We start from the raw sequence: 19485 nt of genomic DNA on the forward strand, positions 1-19485 counted from the left end.
ATTCTAAACTTGATTCAGCATCTTAAGATTTAATTAAAAACTATGAAAATATCAGTAGAATTGACATTAACACCTTTGCAGGATGACTTTGAACCTGCTATCATTCATTTTATAAAAAAACTAAGAGTCTCCAATTTAAAGGTCATAGAAAACCCTTTAAGTACACAAGTATATGGTGATTATGATAAAGTGATGGAGGTTTTAAAAACTGAGATTAAAGAGGCTTTTGAACTTATAGATAAAGGCTTACTATATATGAAGATTGTAAAATCTGATAGATACGATTATGAACCCCATTTTTGATTTTTTATTTGAACCCTATAGATATAGAGAAACATATCTAGTTATTCTTGAAGCCATAGCTTTTGTTTTTGGAATTGCCAGTGTAGTATATGCCAAAAAAGAGAATATTTTGGTATATCCAACAGGTTTGTTGGCTACTGTTATTACTGTTTATATTTTTTTTAAGGATGAATTAATGGGTGATATGATGATTAATTTCTATTACTCTGTAATGAGTATTTATGGGTGGTGGAATTGGTCTAGAAAAAAAGAAAATACCTATGTTGTTCCTATTTCAAGGACTAACAAAAAAGAGAAACTAATTGGTTTTGGTATGTTTTTTTTAACTGTATTTGTTACCTATGGTGTTTACAAATGCTATGGTACAAACATAGAAACATCAAATTATATAGACATATTTACTTCGGGAATATTTTTTACCGCCATGTGGTATATGGCCAATAAGAAAATTGAGAATTGGACCCTTTGGATATTTGCCGATATCATTACAGTACCATTATATGCCTACAGAGGCTGGGGCATGTTGTCTCTGCAATATTTAATCTTCACTATATTAGCAATTCAAGGATATTTTGCATGGAAAAAAACCTTAAACAACAACCAGCAGACTGTGTAAAAGTAGTTTTGTTTGGCCCTGAATCTACCGGAAAAACCACATTATCCAGACAATTGGCCAGACATTATAATTCGGTTTGGGTGCCAGAATATGCTAGAGAGTATCTTCAAAACAAATGGAATAATCAACGTAAAACTTGTGAACCAAATGATTTATTACCAATTGCCGAGGGACAAATACGTCTTGAAAATGAATTAGCCCAAAAAACAGATACCGTTTTGATTTGTGATACAGATTTATTAGAAACCAAAGTATATTCGGAAGCTTACTATGTAGGAAGTTGTGATCCAATTTTAGAGAAATATGCCATAGAAAATACTTACGATTTATATTTTTTAACCTATATTGACGTGCCTTGGGAAGCAGATGATTTAAGGGATAAACCAACCGAAAGAGAAATAATGTTTGAAGCTTTTCACAATGAATTGATGAAACAAAAAAGACCATTTGTTTTACTAAAAGGAAATAAAAAAGAACGCTTACAGGAAGCTGTTAGACATATTGACGAATTATTGCAAAGAAAAGAATGTTTTCAGAAAAAGATATAGATCAAATACATAGTAAAGGTATTACTATTGACCAATTAAATTTACAAGTTGAACGTTTAAAAAATGGCGTTTCGTATTCTAAATTATTGGCTGCAGCTACTATTGGTCGAGGCATAGAAAAATTTACCGAAAAAGACACAGACAGTTATATTAAGTTTTTTGAGAGCAAGAAAAATAATTTGTCAATGGTTAAGTTTGTTCCAGCTTCTGGAGCTGCTACCAGAATGTTTAAATTTTTATTTCAGTTTTTAAAAAAGTTTAATCCAAAAAAAGAAACCATTAACCAGTTTATAGACAGACAAAGTAATGATTTAGTAAAAACTTTTTTTTCAAATTTAGAAGCATTTCCGTTTTATAAAGAGGTAATTAGAACATTAAAAAAGAATAAGCCTGCTTTCAATCATATGTCGTATGATGAAACTTGTAAGTCCTTTGTAAAAGCTATGTTAGATCATAAAGCTCTAAACTATAGTTTTTTTCCAAAGGGATTGCTCCCATTTCATAAATATGGTGATGAGGTAGTTTCTGCTTTTAGAGAGCATTTGTTAGAAGCTACTTTATATGCTAGCTCAAATAATTTAGCAAACCTTCATTTTACAGTTTCGAGTAATCATCTCAAGTATTTTGAATTTGAGTTTGAAAGCGTAAATAAAGGATTGACAAAAGAAACAGGGGTTCAATTTAAAGTATCTTATTCATATCAAAAGGAAGCAACTGAAACGGTTGCTCTTACGCCTGATAATTCAATATGTAGAAAAGAAGATGGCTCCATTTTGTTTAGACCGGCAGGACATGGTGCGCTTTTAGAAAATTTAAACGATTTAGATTATGACCTTATCTTTATTAAAAACATAGATAACATAACTGTAGCTGATAAAAATGTTACTATTTCTGAATATAAAAAACTTCTTGGGGGAGTGCTACTACATATTCAAGAAAAAGTTTTTGTCTATTTAAACAAGCTAGATAAGAATGACTGTGATGATGAGGATTATAAAATAATGGCACTGTTTTTAATTCATAAATTAAATGTTGTCATAAAACCAGAATTTGACAATTTCAGTTCAGATAAAAAGGCAGCTTATTTAAAAGAAAAGCTCAACAGGCCAATTAGAGTTTGTGGTATGGTTAAGAACGAAGGTCAACCTGGTGGTGGTCCGTTTTGGGTAAAAGGAAAAGATAGTAATATTTCACTTCAAATAGTTGAGTTTGCACAAATTAACTTTAGCAGCAAAGAGCAACAAGGTATTGTTTATAAAGCCACCCATTTTAACCCAACAGATTTGGTTTGTGCAGTAAAGAATTATAAGGGCGAAAAGTTTAATCTTAAAAACTATGTTGATCATAATGCTTCCTTTATTACCACAAAAACTCAAAATGGTGTTAATATAAAAGCTTTAGAACTACCTGGTCTATGGAATGGTAGTATGGCTGGTTGGATTTCTGTATTTGTAGAAGTACCATTAGAAACCTTCAATCCTGTAAAAACTGTCAATGATTTGCTATTACCTGCTCACCAAGTTGAATAATGTTTGACAAAGAAGCCTTATTAAACGAAGTGTCTTTTAAAGCCATAAAAAGTTCTGGCAGTGGTGGTCAGCACGTTAATAAAGTAGCTACAAAGGTTGAATTGGATTTTAATGTAAATGAATCATCAATACTTTCTGAAGAACAAAAACAAAAGCTTTTACAAAAACTTAAAAAGAGACTAACAAAGGAAGGCGTACTTATTCTTCAATGTGGTGAAACCAGGAGTCAAATTAAAAATAAAACCTTAGTTATTAATCGTTTTTTAGAATTGATAAAAAACGCTTTGATAATTAAGAAAAAACGTATTCCCACAAAAACGCCGAAGTCTATCATAAGAAAGCGATTAAAGGAGAAACAAAAACAGGCCGAAAAAAAGGCTCATAGAAGAAAACCCGATATAGACTAAAAAAATCGAAATTACTACCCAGTAATTTGTAATTCTAGCGTACATTTGCACTGTTCTCAAAAAGGGGTGCTTTTCAGTTAGCAGTTATCAGTTTTACAGTTGGCAGTCATGAAAAAATGACTTTTAACTTTTAACTTTTAACTTTTAACTCCAGAGAGGCTGAGATCATACCCATTGAACCTAGAACAGGTAATGCTGTTTAGGAAATTATAATGCTGTTATGCTTAACTTATTTTAGCATCTCATTATTGAAAATCAATTTATTAATTTAAAGAATAATTACCTCTTTTTATTCGATTATAACTTTTTAATCGACATGAAAAATTTATTTCTTTTTTTAACACTTTTAGTGTTATCAGTCGGCGTTAATGCGCAACAAAATCAAATTCAACAAGATTCAACCTCACGAGAAAAACTTGATGAAGTTTTGGTAAAAGCCGTTAGGGTTGATGCCGATTCTCCAATTACCCATTCCAATGTAGATAAGGAAGAGTTGGCAAAGCGTAATTTGGGTCAAGATATGCCTATTTTACTCAACTACCTACCATCTGTAGTAACTACTAGTGATGCAGGTGCAGGGATTGGATACACTGGAATTCGTGTGCGTGGTACTGATGCTACCAGAGTGAATGTAACCATTAATGGAATTCCATACAACGACCCAGAAAGCCAAGGTACTTTTTGGGTGAATTTAGGCGATTTTGCCTCGTCTACAGAAAGTTTACAGTTACAACGTGGCGTAGGTACTTCTACAAATGGATCTGGTGCTTTTGGAGCTAGTTTGAATCTGTTGACTGATGCCTTTTCAAAAGAGGCTTTTGCTGAAATATCAAATAGTTTTGGTAGTTTTAATACTAGAAAGCATACTGTAAAAATAAGCACTGGTTTACTTAATGACCATTTTGAAATATCAGGACGTTTTTCAAAAATTGATTCTGATGGCTATGTAGATAGAGCTTTTACCGATTTAAAATCGTATTTCTTACAAGGTATTTATAAAGATGGTAATACTTTAATTAAGGCGCTAACCTTTGGAAATAAAGAATACACCTATCAATCTTGGTTTGGTTTAACTGCCGAACAGTTACAGCAAGATCGTCGTCAAAACCCTTACACTTATGATAATGAAACCGATAATTACTGGCAAGACCATTATCAATTACATTGGAACCAGCGCTTAGACAATAATTGGTCTACTAATATTGGATTAAACTATACCAAAGGAAAAGGTTACTTTGAGCAGTTTAAAGAGGATGAATCTGCAGCAGGTTTTGCTAATTTAATTGAAGATGATTCTGATGTCATTGTTCGTCGTTGGTTGGATAATGATTTTTATGTAATTAACATGAATACAACCTACAAAAAAAATGCTGTTGAAATTATATCTGGTTTATCTTATAGCGTTTATACTGGAGATCATTATGGTGAAGTAATTTGGGGTAGTGATTTAGCGCCTAATACCAACATCCGTGATCGCTATTATGAAGGTGATGCTACCAAAAATGACTTTAGTGTATTCTCAAAAGCAACATTTAAATTATCTGAAGCTATTACTGGATTTGTTGATATACAAGGGCGTTTTGTTAGTTATAAAACCAATGGGATAAATTCAGATTTAGTATCCTTTATAACTGATGCAGAGTTCAGCTTTTTCAACCCTAAAGTAGGTTTAACCTATCAAGCAAATCAAAATAACAGCTTCTATACTTCATATGCAAGAGCCAACAGAGAACCAAATCGTGATGATTTTAAAAACGGTGTAACAGAACATGAAATCTTAAATGACATTGAATTGGGTTGGCGTCATAATACCAACAAGGTAGCACTAAGCACTAATCTTTATTATATGTTCTACCAAAACCAGCTAGTATTAACTGGTGGTCTTGATGATGTAGGAAGCCCTCTAAGAGCAACTAGTGGAAAAAGTTATAGACTTGGCATTGAAGCTGATGCATCAATTCAGTTTTGTAACTCGTTCAGCACTTCAACAAATGTAGCTGTAAGTAGTAATAAAAATAAAGAGTTCAAAGCTTCAATTGATGGAGCCTTAGTTAATTTAGGAGATACAAATATTTCTTTTTCACCAGACTTAATAATTGGTAATGCGCTTAATTTTTTTCCAGCAGAAAACTTACAATTGTCTCTTTTGAGTAAGTATGTAGGTGAGCAATATATGGGTAATGTAGATTCTGAGTTTTCAAAATTGGATAGTTATTTTGTTAATGATTTAAATGTTAATTATGAAATTAAACCCAAAAAACTATTTAAATCCATAATGTTATCTGCTTTGGTCAATAATATTTTCAACAAAGAATATGTCTCCAATGGGTATTACTATACATATGATGATACATGGTCAGATGCTAATGCGGTAACTACCATTGAAGGAGCTGGTTATTATCCACAAGCAACAACCAACTTTTTAGTTGGAGCCACGTTGAGATTTTAAACAAAATAAGAAAGTATAGAAAAGCGACTCAAATGAGTCGCTTTTCTAATTAAATATAGTGAGGTTGTTACCATTTTTCTCTACTCTATAGAATTTAAGAGAACAACGTAATGAAGTATTCTCTAAAGGGGCTCCTGTTATAAGACTATACTTATTATTGTCATCACACCCACAAGTGGCCTCTATACCAGAAGGAACCAAAGCAGAACAATTGTTGGGTATGTGATTGGGGTCACTTGCGTCCCAAGCTAAAAAATCAAAACCAGTACTAACAACAATAACTCCTGCATTTCCCGCATTAGGGATATAAACCGAGTTTGCAGGAAACTGTAACTGACTATATTGTGGTAAACTTAAATTTATAGTTTCACTAACCGTTACATTTAATAAAAACTTACAGTTTTCATCTTCCTCAGAATTTCCGCTACAAGCAGTTAAAACAAACAAAAAAATAAGACAGTAAATAAATCTCATAGTAATTAAAAAACAACGGGTAATTTACAACAAAAAGTAAACCCACTTAAATATTTTGTATATTTGTGTCAAAGACATATTAAACCAATATTTTATTTAGATGCTGAACATGTTCAGCATCTTTTTAATTAAATAAGCCTCACATAGTGAGTAAACAATGAAGTTATGAGTAAAGTATCTTACTACACAGCAGAAGGATTAAAAAAATTAAGAGCAGAGTTAAACCAGTTAAAAGATGTTGAGCGTCCCAAAGCCTCGCAAGCTATTGCAGAGGCTAGAGATAAAGGTGATTTAAGTGAGAATGCAGAGTATGATGCTGCCAAGGAGGCTCAGGGGCTTTTAGAAATGAAAATTTCTAAATTAGAAGAAACCCTATCCAATGCAAGGCTAATTGATGAATCCCAGCTTGATAATTCTAAAGTATTGGTGTTGTCTACAGTTAAAATAAAGAATCAAACCAACGGTATGGAAATGAGTTATACATTGGTTGCTGAGAGTGAAGCTGATTTAAAAAGCGGAAAAATTTCAGTAAACTCACCAATAGGTAAAGGATTGCTTGGAAAATCTGTTGGTGATGTTGCCGAAATACAAGTCCCTAATGGAGTAATGAAATTTGATATTATTGAAATAACTAGATAATAACATAGGGTAATGGCTTCTATATTTACAAAAATCATTAATGGTGATATTCCTTGTTATAAAATTGCTGAAACCGAGGATTTTTTTGCCTTTCTTGATATTAATCCTAATAGCAAAGGACACACACTATGTATACCCAAAAAGGAAGTTGATAAGATTTTTGATTTAGACGAAGCTACTTATAATGGTTTGATGAGTTTCTCAAGAACCGTTGCTAAAGCCATTGAAAAAGCTATTCCTTGTAAACGTGTTGGTATATCGGTTATCGGTTTAGAAGTACCACATGTACATGTGCACTTAATTCCTTTACATTCTATGGAAGATGCTCGGTTTATTCAAAAAGCTAAAGTGTCTTCAGAGGAGTTTATAAAAATAGCAGACGCCATAAAATTACATTTATAAACTCGTATAGATTGCTAAAATAGCAATTATAATTGCTATTAGGATAAAAAATAAAACAGCAATCCAAGAAGCCTTTTTCAAGTATTTTGAAGTCTTTTTAGGTTTTATTGTTTTTTGCTGATATTCAAAAACACGTTCTATATCATCAGTCCATTGTACAGGGTAGATAATTGTATTGCAAACAAGACATTCTAAAGAATGATTAACGTTTGGTGTAATAGACTTGTAAAATTTAGTCTCTACTATTTTTTGCTCAAAAGTGAGTTGTAACCCCTTATTATTATAACATTCAGGACAGTTGTTTTTTAAAGAAACTTGTTTTAAAGTTATAAAAGATTCTTTCATAAATTAAGCAGTTTTCATACTTATTTGAATGGTTGTGCCTTTATCTTTTTCAGAATGAAGTATTTTTATTTTTCCATTATGAAAATCTTCAATAATACGTTTAGTTAGAGATAAACCTAGTCCCCAGCCTCTTTTTTTAGTAGTAAAGCCAGGCTCAAAAATTTTATTAAAGTGCTTTTTAGAGATGCCTTTGCCTGTATCGGTTACTTTTACTTTCACATTGTCTTCTAATTGGGATATTTCTATAGTTATTTTTCCACGCCCTTTCATAGCATCAATGGCATTTTTAACCAAGTTTTCAATGGTCCAACTATAGAGCTGTTTGTTCATTTTTACTGGAATGGCATTATTTGGGGCAATAAGATCGAATACTATAGAACTAGAAGCTCTAGCCTTTAAATAATCATACGAATTAATGGTTTCTTCAACAATATTGGCAATTTCTAAAGTTGGTAAAGACCCTATTTTACTAAAACGTTCTGTAATAATTTTTAACCTATCAATATCCTTTTCTATTTCGGCAATGTAATCAGGATTGATGTTTTCACTTTTTAAAATTTCGGTCCAACCAATAAGAGACGATAACGGGGTTCCAATTTGATGAGCCGTTTCTTTAGCCATTCCAGACCACAATTTGTTTTGAGTAGCATTTTTGTTGCTACTATAAAAGAAGAATATAACTGCCCCAAATAACACTACAATTAAGATTAATGCTAAGGGGTAATATTTGAGTTTATTTAAAAGCTCAGAATTACCATAGTAAATGGTACTGTAAAGTTTTCCATCAAACCTAACCTCAATAGGTTTGTTTTCTTTTTTAAACTTTACAATCAGATTATTAATATATGTTGTGTCCTGAATTTTTTTAGGATTCAAGTTATTGTGGTCTACAGAGCCATCTCTATTAACCATAATCATAGGTGTAGTTTTATTACTAGTAATTACTTGTAAAGGTAAATCACCCATGTTCTCGTTTAGGTTATTGGTCTTTACCAAATCAGATTGAGCAAATGACCAATTTTCCATTTTTACTCGTTCTTCATGTTTAAAATGTTGAAAAAACTCATAAGTTTTCCATAAAATGACAGAAACAATAATAAACGATAAAACCACAATGGCCCAACGAAAGGTGTTTTGATATTTAGTTAAAATCATTAAACTTAATTTAACGTGTAATATAATGCAAATCTGTTAATATTATTGTGCTAGTTGTTAGTAAATCGGTTTTTGATTGCCCGTGATATTGGTTACATTTACTTTGATAGTTTGTGTTTTCTAAATTATTGACAGCGACAAACCAATGTTGAAAATTAGTTTAACTTTTCAGCTTTTTTTTGATTAGTTTTGTTGAAACTAAAAGCGTTTCATGGCGTCATTTGAACCAAAAGAATTGACAACTGGTAAATTGCATAGTTATTTACTAAGTGCTGTTGCACCCAGACCAATAGCTTTTGCAAGTACGGTTGATGAAAAAGGAGTTCCAAATTTATCGCCTTTTAGTTTTTTTAATGTTTTTAGTTCCAATCCACCAGTGATGGTTTTTTCACCGTCAAGGCGGGTTAGAAATAACACTACAAAGCACACTTTAGACAATGTTAAAGCAACTAAAGAAGTAGTCATAAATGTGGTGAATTTTGATATAGTGCATCAAATGTCGTTGAGTAGTTCAGAATACCCTAAAGGTGTTAATGAATTTGATAAAGCAGGTTTAACTATGCTGAAATCTGATTTAGTCAAACCATTTAGAGTGGCAGAATCACCCGTTCAGTTTGAATGTAAAGTAAATAGTGTGGTGGCTTTGGCTGAAAAAGGAGGTGCAGGAAATTTAGTCATCTGTGAGGTGCTTAAGTTTCATATTGATGACGCTATTTTGAATGATGATAGCACTATAAATCAAACCAAATTAGATTTGGTAGCACGTGCTGGAGGAAGTTTTTACAGCAGAGCCAAAGAAGGCTTTTTTGAAATACCTAAGCCTATATCTGCCTTAGGGATAGGGGTAGACAATATGCCAGAGGATATTAAGAATAGTATGGTTTTAACAGGAAACGATCTGGGAATGTTAGGCAATGTTGAGGCGTTGCCAACCGATACAGAAGTAGAAAAATTCATGAACGAATTAGCTAAAAATCGTAATACTAAAAAAATAACCTCACAAAGAGACAAACACAAGTTGGCGCGTAATTATTTAAGCTTTGGTGATGTAGATAGTGCTTGGAAAATATTGTTAAGTAAATAAGTGTAATTAGATATAAATAGAAATTAATGGAAGTTCAAGGAAGAATTAAAGTTATTGGAGAAACTCAAACCTTTGGGGCTAATGGGTTTAGAAAACGAGAAGTAGTTGTAACCACAGAAGAGCAATATCCACAACATATTATGGTGGAATTTGTTCAAGATAAAACGGATTTATTGAATAACTATCAAGTAGGTCAACAAGTAAAAATTAACATCAATTTACGTGGTAGAGAATGGGTGAATCCTCAGGGTGAAACTAAGTATTTTAATTCTATTCAAGGTTGGCGTATTGAAGCCTTGCAACAGGAGCCTGCTTCTGGCAATGTACCTCCTGTACCTCCAATGGATGCCTTTGAGCCTGCTGGAGAATTAAACGAAGATGAGCACGACGATTTACCGTTTTAAAAGTACCTTTTAAGCGTCTCTTTTTAAATATAGACGGCTTTTAGTTTTAAAATTGAAAGCGTGAAGGATTAGTTAAACCTCAACAAAGTTTTGTTGAGGTTTATTATTTTTGCACAGTTGAAAAGTTTGATTTTTTAAAAGTATCTATTAAGAAATCTTAAAAATGTATTTCCTAAACGAGGATTTATGGTTTCCAAATGTAAATGAAGCTACACCTGATGGTTTATTGGCAATAGGAGGAGATTTATCTGTTGAGCGTTTGTTACTAGCCTACAGGTCTGGTATTTTTCCTTGGTTTGAATCTGAAGAACCTTTACTTTGGTGGAGTCCAGACCCTAGATTTGTGTTGTTTCCAGAAAAATTGAAGGTATCAAAAAGCATGAAACAACTGCTTAGAAACTCTAATTTTGTACTTACTGTAAATAAAGCTTTTAAAGACGTTATTAAAGAATGTTCTAAAATAAACCGAGCAGGTCAATTAGGAACTTGGATTACCAGCAACATGATTGAAGCGTATACTGAACTACATAAATTAGGTTACGCAAAGTCTATTGAAGTGTGGAAAGATAATGAATTAGTTGGAGGGCTTTATGGAGTAGATTTAAACAATGGTGTGTTTTGTGGAGAAAGCATGTTTTCTAAAGTGAGTAATGCAAGTAAAGTTGGTTTCATTAGTTTTGTTCAGAACACTAACTACAAACTTATAGATTGTCAAGTCTACACCAACCATTTAGGTAGTTTAGGAGCCGAAGATATATCAAGAGCCAAATTTTTATCTTATTTAAAAGTTTGATTTTAATTTTAGAAACTTCTAGAGCTTACAAATAGCGCCAGACAACACAAACAAGCTATTTCTTGCAACTGCATTATAGCCCTCTAATCTATATTCTAAACCAGTTTGTAGTTTTAATTTCTCATTAATTTGCCAACCAATTTGCGTAGTAAGACGTTGATCTATGAGCGACTTTTGTTTTTTACTAACACTAAATAAAGCCTCTGTGCTACCAATAAAATATGGTTCTCCAATATCCAGTTTTTCACCATTTAAAGGAAAATCTACTGCAAAACGATAACGTTGCCTAAATGAAGTAAAGCTATCAAATATTCGCTGCTCTAACCTAAAACGATGTCCGTAGCGTACACCTAATTGTTGATGGGTATAATTGAATTGTTGGGTAAAGCGTAGCTCGTCACTACCAGTTTCAAACCAATCTCGATTTCTATAATAAACACCAAAACTAAGATTGTGCACATAATTTAACTTGAATGTTGAAAAATGAAAAAAGTCTATTTGCTGCTGCTTGTAAGTAACATAATCTTCATGAAGAAAATATCTACTCCTAAAAGCAAAATTTACACTATAGTTTTGAGACACATTATGGTTTAAAGCCACCGAAGACTCACCCAAAACATTGAAATTATCTTGAGAGAAGGCGATAAAATTTACTAAAAAAAGGGCTAAATAAAGTGTAGACTTAATATAATGCATGCTCATAAGAAGCGGAGGTGACTATTCTTGATTTTTCAAAGGTTCCATCTTTGTCAAATGTTAATTCACGTAACTGATGGTGTTTTTTTGTTTTTATTTCGGCTATAATTTCAAAATGAGTGTGTTTATTATTTGGTTTATTTAATATGTAGTCTATAAATTGCTTATCAGTTTTTTGAGTAGTATTTATAAATTGTTTTTGAATTTTTATAAATCTAGCCTTTTCGAAATTTTTATCGAAATGTTTTGAAATATTGTGTAATACAATTTTGGGAATATCTTTTTCTCTTATTACAATTTCTATATCTTCAAGATTTCCAATAGTGTCAAACTCTACACTGTAGTGTTGTTTATTGTACTTAAATTTAACTTCATAACTTTTTTTCATGCCATCTGTTTCTTTGTAAAACTTTAGATATTTTACTTTGTCAGAAATGGTATTAAAATAATTTTGAGCTATTTCTGGAAATTCAGAAGGTTTTATACGTTCTTCTTTTTCGTTTTTAGTTTGCGAAAAAGAAAAAGAAATAAACATTAAAAAAAATATAATACTATACCTCATTGTACCTAAAACAATTGATTGTATGATCGTTTACCATACCTGTTGCTTGCATGTGTGCATAAACAACTGTGGTGCCTACAAATTTAAACCCGCGCTTTTTCAAGTCTTTACTTATAGAGTCACTTAAAAGGGTATTTGCTGGGATATCATTTAAACATTTAAAGGTGTTTTTAATGGGTTTACCATCAACAAACCCCCATATGTATTTGGCGAAACTACCAAATTCTTCCTGTATTTCAATAAAAGCCCTTGCATTACTAATGGTTGCGTTTACTTTTAATCTGTTTCTAATAATTCCAGAGTCTTGCAATAAAGTATCTATTTTATCTTGGTTGTAATTAGCAATTGTCTTATAATTAAAATCATCAAAAGCTTTTCTGAAATTCTCGCGTTTTCTTAAAACAGTAATCCAACTTAACCCTGCTTGAAAGGTTTCAAGAATTAAAAATTCAAATAATTTATTGTCGTCATAAACAAGAACACCCCATTCTTCATCATGATATTTTTCATAAAGTGGATCACCTTTGCACCAAGTACATCTATGTTTTTCGGGCATATGTAAGTTTTATTCTTGCCTTATGACAAATATCATCTTATTAGGAAACCCAAGATACTAAATTTGTACCGTTATCAAAAGTTCATATCATGAATACCATTATAAAAGCAGCATTAGAAAATAGTATGTCATATGAGTCTTATCGTACCTTAATGACTCATTTGGCAGAGCATGGAGAAACTACGGGTGATGAAAAAAGTGACACACGTATTAATTTTACCAAGTTAAATAACAGACGTATGAAACGCTGGGATAAAACATTAAAGGTTAGCGAAAAGGCTAAAAAGCGTTTAATGACTTTTGAAACAGATGTTACATGGCTAGTAATTACAGAAAGTTGGTGTGGTGATGCTGCTCACGTAATGCCAGCTTTGAATAAAATAGCTGAAATGAATCCCAAAATAACAATGCACATAGTTATTAGAGATAATAATAAGGAACTTATAAATATGTTTTTAACAGACGGTAATCAAGCAGTTCCTAAACTAATAATGATTGATGACGAAAGTGGTACCGTGCTAGATACTTACGGACCTAGACCAAGTGAGGCAACAGGTTATGTAAATAGATTTAAAGCTGCAAATGGAGCTTTAACACCCCAGTTTAAGGAAGATTTACAACATTGGTACAACAATGATAGAGGGATGACAATAGTTGAAGATATTACCGAAATGTTATGCCGATTTCAACCTAGTTTTTGCCAATAAAATTAAATGTGATAGACCCTATTTGGGAAACTTTTGAAGCATCACCACTAAAAACAGATTCCTTAGCATATTCAAGAGCATGTTCAATTAAACATTCATTTTCAGAATTTGAAGTAGTATTTACATAGGCGTCAACTACACTGCCTTGAGCGTTTACTGTAATGTTCACTACAATTGTACCACTGTTCTCACAAAGATAAACGGGTATGGGTATGTGAACTTTAGTTCTTCCTTTTAAAGAAAAACCAATAGTGCTTTTACTATTATTACCTTCCTCTAACTGCTTTTTTAAAACATCATTAGCCTTATCAAATTTAGACAATGCTTCATTATCCAATTCATCTTTATGCTCGTTTTTATATTTGTCTTTTAAGCTGTTTAATGTTTCATCGCTATTAAAATCACTAGTGTTGGGAACGTAATCTTCAGGGGGAGCAATGGTTTTATAAGCTTGAGCAAATTTGTTGGCACTTTTATTTTGATTAAAAGCCGCATTGGTTTCTGCTTTAGAATTATTAAGCTTTTCTAAAGCTTCTATAACTTTTAATTCTTCTTCGGTAAGTTCCTCTTCGGGTTCAATTTCATAGTAGCTTTCGGCAATGCCTTTTTGTTTTTGTTTAAGGCTTAAACTAAAAACTAACATTACCACTGTTCCCGCAATCAGAAACGTTATAAGTAGGGCTTTATGTTGATCTGAGAGACGCAATTATTTATATATTCTACACCCAATATACGCAAAAAAATAGAGTTTAGTCTTTTAAACTATTTATGAAGTCTTCTATGGTTGCGGCTTTATCTATGCTAAAATCACCTATTTTGGTGCGTCTTAATACCGCTAGATGAGCACCAGAATTTAGTGCTTTCCCAAAATCATGTGCCAAAGAACGTATGTAAGTACCTTTGCTACAAACCACTCTAAATTCAACAATAATGCTACTTGTTTTTTTTGAATTGGAAATATCAATTTTTGTGATTTCGAACTCAGAGATATGGACAATTCTTGATTTTATCTCAACCGCCTTACCTTCTCGCGCAAATTCGTACAAACGTTTTCCATCCTTTTTTATAGCAGAAAATACAGGCGGATATTGTTCTATATGTCCAATGAATTGTTTGGTAGTTTCAAAAATTAAACTTTCAGTAATATGCTCAGTTGGAAAATGTTGATTGATTTCGGTTTCCAAATCATAAGACGGTGTAGTGCTACCCAAAACAAAAGTTCCTGTATACTCCTTTATTTGGCCTTGGTAGGTGCTAATTTCTTTTGTCTTCTTTCCAGTACAGATTACTAATAAACCAGAGGCTAGAGGATCTAAAGTTCCAGCATGTCCTACCTTGATTTTTTTGATATTAAAGGCTTGTCTTATTTCCCAACGCAGTTTATTAACTACTTGAAATGAGGTCCAGTTAAGAGGTTTATCAATAAGTATTATCTGTCCGGAAAGGAAGTCTTCAGCAGTCATTATCTAATTTAAAATTGAAACAATAATAGCAATAACTCCAACAATTAAACAGTAAATAGCAAAATAGGATAGCTTACTTTTTCTAACCAAGGTAATCATCCAAGTACAAGCAAATAATCCCGAAATAAAAGCCGCAATAAAACCAACAGATAATGCTGTGAAATTTTGGCTTTCTGTAGATATTTCTCCACTCAAAATATCTTTAGCTATTTTTCCAAAAATCAATGGTACAACCATTAAAAATGAAAAGCGCGCTGCTTTGGTTTTGTCGTTCCCTAACAAAACAGATGTTGAAATAGTAGCTCCAGAGCGCGAAATACCAGGCAGCATAGCAATAGCTTGCGATATACCTATAACAAAAGCATTCTTAAAACTTACTTTCTTACTAGTGTCTTTTGCTTTATCTGCAAGGTAGAGCAATAAAGCCGTTATAATAAGCATAAATCCAACTAATAGTATATTTTCATCAAAAAGAGATTCTAATTGCTCCTCGAATAAAACTCCAACAATAACTGCAGGAATCATAGATATAGCAATTTTTGAGACAAATTGAAGGTCTTGATTCCGCTTAAACTTTAAACAACCTCTAATGATATCCAATACGTCTTTTCTAAAAACTACAATCGTGCTCAAAGCTGTGGCAAAATGAAGCACTACGGTAAACAATAAACTTTCTTCGGGGACAGAATGATCTCCTAAAATAGCCTTCCCCAATTCCAAATGTCCACTTGAAGAAACGGGTAAAAATTCAGTAAGGCCTTGAATGATTCCTAATATAATTGAGTCGATAATATCCATGGCGCAAAAATATTAAAATAGGAATATAATCCGAGCCTCTTAAGAGTATTAATGATTTATTAATAATTTTGAAACTATGAAAATAGTATTGGCCCCAGATAAGTTTAAAAATTCTCTAACCGGATTGCAGTTTTGTGATGCCGTATCGAAAGGTTTAGAAGCTGTTTTACCTAATGCTGAAATAATTACACTGCCGCTTGCTGATGGAGGTGATGGAACTATTGAGGTTATCAATTACTATCTGCAAGGAAAAGAGATTCAAGTAATTGTCAACAATCCTTTTTTTCAACCTGTCCAGGCTACTTATTTGTTCTCAGAAAAATCTAAAACGGCATTTGTTGTAATGGCCGAAGCTTCTGGGGTAAAGTTGTTAAGGCAAGAACAATTTGATTGCAAAAATGCGACTACACTTGGTACGGGAGAGATGATAGTGGATGCCATTGAAAAAGGGGCGTCTAAAATAATTTTGGGGATTGGTGGTAGTGCAACCAATGACTGTGGCATTGGTATGGCAACAGCTTTAGGTTACAGGTTTTTAGGTAAAAATAATTCTGAGGTAAATCCTATTGGTGAAAATCTTTCCAAAATAAAATTTATAGATGTCTCTAATGTTAATCCTAAGCTACATGAGATAGACTTTCAAGTGGCTTGTGATGTCACAAATCCGTTATATGGAGAGCATGGTGCTGCTAGCGTGTACGCAGCACAAAAGGGAGCTACCAAGGAGGATGTAAAAATGTTAGATAAAGGTTTAACCGATTTTTCTAAAATAATAGAAGAAACCTTTAATGTAAATCCGCAATCTGTGAAAGGAGCAGGAGCGGCTGGCGGGATGGGAATTGCTTCTAAAGTATTCTTAAAAGGTGAGTTGATGCCGGGTATTGAATTGATAAAAAAATTGGCCCAATTTGATAAAAAAATTATTGGAGCCGATTGGATAATTACGGGCGAGGGGAAGCTAGATTCTCAAACCTTGTCCGGAAAAACTATTCAAGGCATTTTATCGTCTGCAAAAGCTCAAAAGATTAAAGTAGCCGCATTTTGTGGGGCCATTGATATTTCGGAAGAAGAAATGTTCACTATGGGAATAAACTACTTAGACGCAGTGATTAAAAGAGCAGAGTCTTTGGAAGATGCTATGCAAAATGGGTATGGCTATGTGAAGCAAATTGCTGAAGAGTTTGCCGCAAAAATAAAATGATATTGGCAGTTAGCTGATTTAGAAGTATGAGAAATTGTGTTGAGAACTACTTCTTATCCGGGTTCAACAAAATAGCATAAATCTGAATACCAAAACCAATAAGTACTAAGGCAGGTGCTAAACGGATGCGTCTCCAAGAAAAAATTTCAGGGTTAAAAACATTTGGGTCATCACTACCGCCACCAGTCATTAAAATAAAACCAAGAGCAATAAACCCTAAGCCTATAAACATGAATTTATAGTTTTTTTTACCAAAAATAAATATTGGTTTAGCGTTCTCCTTTCGTTTTTTTTCTCCCATAGTTTCAAATAGAATAAGTGCAAATTAAAGCTTTTATTTAAAATAAATATGTTAATGGATTTCTAATTTACAGGATATCTCTGGTCTTCGGTCTGATGTCATCCGGCATTTATCTAACTAATAATAAAGTTCGTCTGTTTTTAAATTTAAAAAGCGCTGCGTAGCAACATGAGTACTTATCCAAGTGATGATAATACCAAGTGCAAAAACAACCACAAATAAGAGGATAACTAAAACAATATTAGCCATTAACTCCAATTCAGGGAAAGTTTGGTTAATATAATAGAATACAATTGCCATTCCTATTAAAGCCAAAGTAGCTCCAATGATTCCTAAACGAATACTTTTCCAAATAAAGGGTTTGCGTATAAACTGTTTTGTGGCACCAACCATTTGCATGGTTTTAATCGTGAAACGTTTAGAATAAACCGATAATCTTAACGAACTATTTATTAATAAAACGGCTATTACAGTAAATAAAGCACTTATAACCAAAACCCAAAAACTTATCTTTTTTACATTATCATTCATCAGATTTACTAGGTCGTTATCGTAACTTACTTCCTCAACAAATTTTTTATTCATGGCTTCTGCAGTCACCTTTTCAAGATGTTCGGTAGTAACATAATCTGCCTTTAAGTATACATCAATAGAATTTTGTAAAGGGTTATAGCCTACAAAATCCATAAAATCCTCTCCGGTTTCGGCTCTCATAAATTCAGCCGCTTGTTCTTTAGAAACGAATTCGGTAGATTTTACGTAATCGCTCATTGCCAAACTCTTTTCAAGTTGTTTTACCTCAACATCTTTAGCATTCTCTTTTAAGTAAATGGTAACCACTACTTGTTCTTTAAAATGGTCTGAAACTTTTTTCGCATTTAAGAGCAGCATTCCTAGTAAGCCCAATAAAAACAGTACCAAAGCAATACTCAACACTACAGAAAAATAGGAAGAAATCAGTCGACGCTTTTGTTGCTTTTCGTAATAAGAACTCATAAATTACAATTAATCATGTAAAAATAATAAAGTAAATGACATGTCTATTTATATAAACCAAAACATTTTAGTATTGTTGTTTCAGGCTTTTATTTTTAACCACCTTTTGGTTTTTTGCTAATAAGATAAACCCCAATAATAACCAAAAAGCAACTAATGATTTTTACAAAATCAATATCTTTATTATAAATGTCATTATGGAAAACGAAGGATAGTATAAGAACAATAATGAAACTTACCGCAGGTTGAACATAGCTATAACTCCCAGCCACCGCAGGAGATACTTGTCGCAAGCCATAAATATTAAATAAGAAAGTAAAAAAGGTTGTAAATACTATAATGTAAGCAATAGCCATATTTGTATTGAGATCAAAAGCGCTGTAGTTTGTATTGTAAAAAACTTCCTTTAAGCCAAAAGGAATTACGAATATGAACCCAAATAGAAAAACCCAACTTATAATCGTTATGAAATGATAAGTTCGCATGAGTGGTTTTACAATGACTTGATATAACGAATAAAATAGTACATTAATAAAAATAAAAAGATTCCCTAAAAATGAACTGTTGTTCTCTGAAACCTGTCCATACCAAATTAAGCTGATGGCACCCAAAGCGCCAATACTAAGCCCCAATAGTTTAGCTCCTGTTACCCGTTCTTTTAAAACGATAACACTCATAATAAAAACAACTGTAGGGGCAGATGTCATTATTATTGATGTATCTATGGGTGATGTTAAATTAAGGCCATGAAAAAAAGACAATTGATTCATGGAGGCTCCAAATAAACCACACAAAGCCAGTTTAAAAAAGTCTTTTTTTGCTACTTTTTCCTTAATAAAAAACTTGATACCCCAAAAAAGTAAACCAGCACCAACCACTCTGAAAATAACCAGTGCATTAGGGTTGACTTTTTCGGGCATGATGTCTTTGGCAATAAAATGATTTGCGGCATAAATAACATGACCTGCAAACAGCGCCAAATGTGCTTTTATAATATGACTTCGCAATGTTTAAGTTTTATCCAAAGGAATTTAAAACTCAAAAGTAAACCTATTAT

The 19485-nt window shown here is 32.5% G+C and carries 25 protein-coding genes; 13 read left to right on the forward strand and 12 right to left on the reverse strand.

Annotated features, from left to right (window positions below):
• Positions 1-42 precede the first annotated feature (42 nt).
• The 6 genes from DFQ02_RS03280 to DFQ02_RS03305 all read left to right on the forward strand — a co-directional run bounded on the left by DFQ02_RS03280 (position 43) and on the right by DFQ02_RS03305 (position 5852).
• Entirely contained in the window at positions 43-303 is a 261-nt protein-coding gene (locus tag DFQ02_RS03280; protein WP_116039539.1) for a thiamine-binding protein, read from the forward strand.
• Positions 287-919, forward strand: a complete 633-nt coding sequence (gene pnuC / locus DFQ02_RS03285; protein ID WP_116039540.1) for a nicotinamide riboside transporter PnuC — start codon at positions 287-289, stop codon at positions 917-919. Before DFQ02_RS03280 ends, pnuC begins: the two co-directional genes overlap by 17 nt.
• Positions 880-1467 (forward strand): AAA family ATPase, encoded by a 588-nt coding sequence (locus tag DFQ02_RS03290; protein ID WP_116039541.1) that lies wholly within the window; start codon positions 880-882, stop codon positions 1465-1467. Before pnuC ends, DFQ02_RS03290 begins: the two co-directional genes overlap by 40 nt.
• Positions 1446-2996, forward strand: coding sequence for a DUF4301 family protein (locus DFQ02_RS03295; RefSeq protein WP_116039542.1), 1551 nt, complete (start codon positions 1446-1448; stop codon positions 2994-2996). Before DFQ02_RS03290 ends, DFQ02_RS03295 begins: the two co-directional genes overlap by 22 nt.
• Positions 2996-3403 carry an alternative ribosome rescue aminoacyl-tRNA hydrolase ArfB gene (arfB, locus tag DFQ02_RS03300; protein WP_116039543.1) on the forward strand — a complete coding sequence of 136 codons (408 nt, stop codon included), beginning with the start codon at positions 2996-2998 and terminating at the stop codon, positions 3401-3403. The genes DFQ02_RS03295 and arfB overlap by 1 nt, the downstream gene beginning before the upstream one ends.
• A gap of 316 nt (positions 3404-3719) precedes the next feature.
• A complete protein-coding gene (locus tag DFQ02_RS03305; protein ID WP_116039544.1) occupies positions 3720-5852 on the forward strand; it encodes a TonB-dependent receptor in 2133 nt (710 codons plus the stop codon).
• A gap of 45 nt (positions 5853-5897) precedes the next feature.
• Here the strand turns inward: DFQ02_RS03305 and DFQ02_RS03310 are convergent, their stop codons facing one another.
• Positions 5898-6326 carry a hypothetical protein gene (locus DFQ02_RS03310; protein WP_116039545.1) on the reverse strand — a complete coding sequence of 143 codons (429 nt, stop codon included), beginning with the start codon at positions 6324-6326 and terminating at the stop codon, positions 5898-5900.
• 165 nt (positions 6327-6491) lie between these two features.
• On the opposite strand from DFQ02_RS03310, the gene greA reads away from it, so the two are divergent.
• Together greA and DFQ02_RS03320 are read left to right on the forward strand one after the other, a co-directional pair.
• A complete protein-coding gene (gene greA, locus DFQ02_RS03315) occupies positions 6492-6965 on the forward strand; it encodes a transcription elongation factor GreA (protein ID WP_116039546.1) in 474 nt (157 codons plus the stop codon).
• 12 nt (positions 6966-6977) lie between these two features.
• Positions 6978-7367, forward strand: coding sequence for an HIT family protein (locus tag DFQ02_RS03320; protein WP_116039547.1), 390 nt, complete (start codon positions 6978-6980; stop codon positions 7365-7367).
• Here the strand turns inward: DFQ02_RS03320 and DFQ02_RS03325 are convergent.
• Positions 7362-7712, reverse strand: a complete 351-nt coding sequence (locus tag DFQ02_RS03325) for a hypothetical protein (protein WP_116039548.1) — start codon at positions 7710-7712, stop codon at positions 7362-7364. The two genes, DFQ02_RS03320 and DFQ02_RS03325, sit on opposite strands and share 6 nt — an antisense overlap.
• Positions 7713-7715: 3 nt before the next feature.
• Positions 7716-8867, reverse strand: coding sequence for a sensor histidine kinase (locus DFQ02_RS03330; RefSeq protein ID WP_116039549.1), 1152 nt, complete (start codon positions 8865-8867; stop codon positions 7716-7718).
• A 211-nt stretch (positions 8868-9078) separates the two neighbouring features.
• Here DFQ02_RS03330 and DFQ02_RS03335 point away from each other — a divergent pair, with 211 nt between their 5' ends.
• The 3 genes from DFQ02_RS03335 to aat all read left to right on the forward strand — a co-directional run bounded on the left by DFQ02_RS03335 (position 9079) and on the right by aat (position 11148).
• The gene (locus DFQ02_RS03335) at positions 9079-9951 is read left to right on the forward strand and encodes a flavin reductase family protein (protein WP_116039550.1); all 873 of its coding nucleotides are present in this window, start codon (positions 9079-9081) and stop codon (positions 9949-9951) included.
• 26 nt (positions 9952-9977) lie between these two features.
• Positions 9978-10355, forward strand: coding sequence for a DUF3127 domain-containing protein (locus DFQ02_RS03340; protein ID WP_116039551.1), 378 nt, complete (start codon positions 9978-9980; stop codon positions 10353-10355).
• 163 nt (positions 10356-10518) lie between these two features.
• Positions 10519-11148 carry a leucyl/phenylalanyl-tRNA--protein transferase gene (gene aat / locus DFQ02_RS03345; protein WP_116039552.1) on the forward strand — a complete coding sequence of 210 codons (630 nt, stop codon included), beginning with the start codon at positions 10519-10521 and terminating at the stop codon, positions 11146-11148.
• 18 nt (positions 11149-11166) lie between these two features.
• Here the strand turns inward: aat and DFQ02_RS03350 are convergent, their stop codons facing one another.
• From DFQ02_RS03350 to DFQ02_RS03360, 3 genes are read right to left on the reverse strand one after another with little or no spacing between them, the layout of a single operon-like run.
• Positions 11167-11850: a DUF2490 domain-containing protein gene (locus DFQ02_RS03350; RefSeq protein ID WP_116039553.1), complete on the reverse strand. Its 684-nt coding sequence runs from the start codon at positions 11848-11850 to the stop codon at positions 11167-11169.
• Positions 11831-12379: a hypothetical protein gene (locus DFQ02_RS03355; RefSeq protein ID WP_147297725.1), complete on the reverse strand. Its 549-nt coding sequence runs from the start codon at positions 12377-12379 to the stop codon at positions 11831-11833. Before DFQ02_RS03355 ends, DFQ02_RS03350 begins: the two co-directional genes overlap by 20 nt.
• A gap of 16 nt (positions 12380-12395) precedes the next feature.
• On the reverse strand, positions 12396-12962 hold the full coding sequence (locus DFQ02_RS03360) for a DNA-3-methyladenine glycosylase I (RefSeq protein ID WP_116039555.1): 567 nt from the start codon (positions 12960-12962) through the stop codon (positions 12396-12398).
• An 89-nt stretch (positions 12963-13051) separates the two neighbouring features.
• Here DFQ02_RS03360 and DFQ02_RS03365 point away from each other — a divergent pair, with 89 nt between their 5' ends.
• Entirely contained in the window at positions 13052-13669 is a 618-nt protein-coding gene (locus DFQ02_RS03365) for a thioredoxin family protein (RefSeq protein ID WP_116039556.1), read from the forward strand.
• Here DFQ02_RS03365 and DFQ02_RS03370 read toward each other — a convergent pair.
• From DFQ02_RS03370 to uppP, 3 genes are all read right to left on the reverse strand, one after another.
• Positions 13653-14312 carry a hypothetical protein gene (locus tag DFQ02_RS03370; RefSeq protein ID WP_220340193.1) on the reverse strand — a complete coding sequence of 220 codons (660 nt, stop codon included), beginning with the start codon at positions 14310-14312 and terminating at the stop codon, positions 13653-13655. The genes DFQ02_RS03365 and DFQ02_RS03370 overlap by 17 nt on opposite strands.
• Positions 14313-14418: 106 nt before the next feature.
• Positions 14419-15132: a tRNA pseudouridine(55) synthase TruB gene (gene truB / locus DFQ02_RS03375; RefSeq protein ID WP_116039558.1), complete on the reverse strand. Its 714-nt coding sequence runs from the start codon at positions 15130-15132 to the stop codon at positions 14419-14421.
• Between the two features lie 3 nt (positions 15133-15135).
• Entirely contained in the window at positions 15136-15930 is a 795-nt protein-coding gene (uppP, locus tag DFQ02_RS03380) for an undecaprenyl-diphosphatase UppP (RefSeq protein WP_116039559.1), read from the reverse strand.
• A gap of 76 nt (positions 15931-16006) precedes the next feature.
• Between uppP and DFQ02_RS03385 the strand changes: the two genes are divergently transcribed.
• Positions 16007-17131, forward strand: coding sequence for a glycerate kinase (locus DFQ02_RS03385; protein WP_116039560.1), 1125 nt, complete (start codon positions 16007-16009; stop codon positions 17129-17131).
• 46 nt (positions 17132-17177) lie between these two features.
• Here DFQ02_RS03385 and DFQ02_RS03390 read toward each other — a convergent pair whose 3' ends face one another.
• The 3 genes from DFQ02_RS03390 to DFQ02_RS03400 form a co-directional block, all read right to left on the reverse strand.
• Positions 17178-17432 carry a DUF3098 domain-containing protein gene (locus tag DFQ02_RS03390; RefSeq protein ID WP_116039561.1) on the reverse strand — a complete coding sequence of 85 codons (255 nt, stop codon included), beginning with the start codon at positions 17430-17432 and terminating at the stop codon, positions 17178-17180.
• Positions 17433-17549: 117 nt separating this feature from the next.
• Positions 17550-18428: a cell division protein FtsX gene (locus DFQ02_RS03395; RefSeq protein ID WP_116039562.1), complete on the reverse strand. Its 879-nt coding sequence runs from the start codon at positions 18426-18428 to the stop codon at positions 17550-17552.
• A 95-nt stretch (positions 18429-18523) separates the two neighbouring features.
• On the reverse strand, positions 18524-19435 hold the full coding sequence (locus DFQ02_RS03400; protein ID WP_116039563.1) for a DMT family transporter: 912 nt from the start codon (positions 19433-19435) through the stop codon (positions 18524-18526).
• Between the last annotated feature and the right edge of the window lie 50 nt (positions 19436-19485).

It is taken from the genome of Seonamhaeicola aphaedonensis (genome assembly GCF_003386195.1).
Classification (GTDB): domain Bacteria; phylum Bacteroidota; class Bacteroidia; order Flavobacteriales; family Flavobacteriaceae; genus Seonamhaeicola; species Seonamhaeicola aphaedonensis.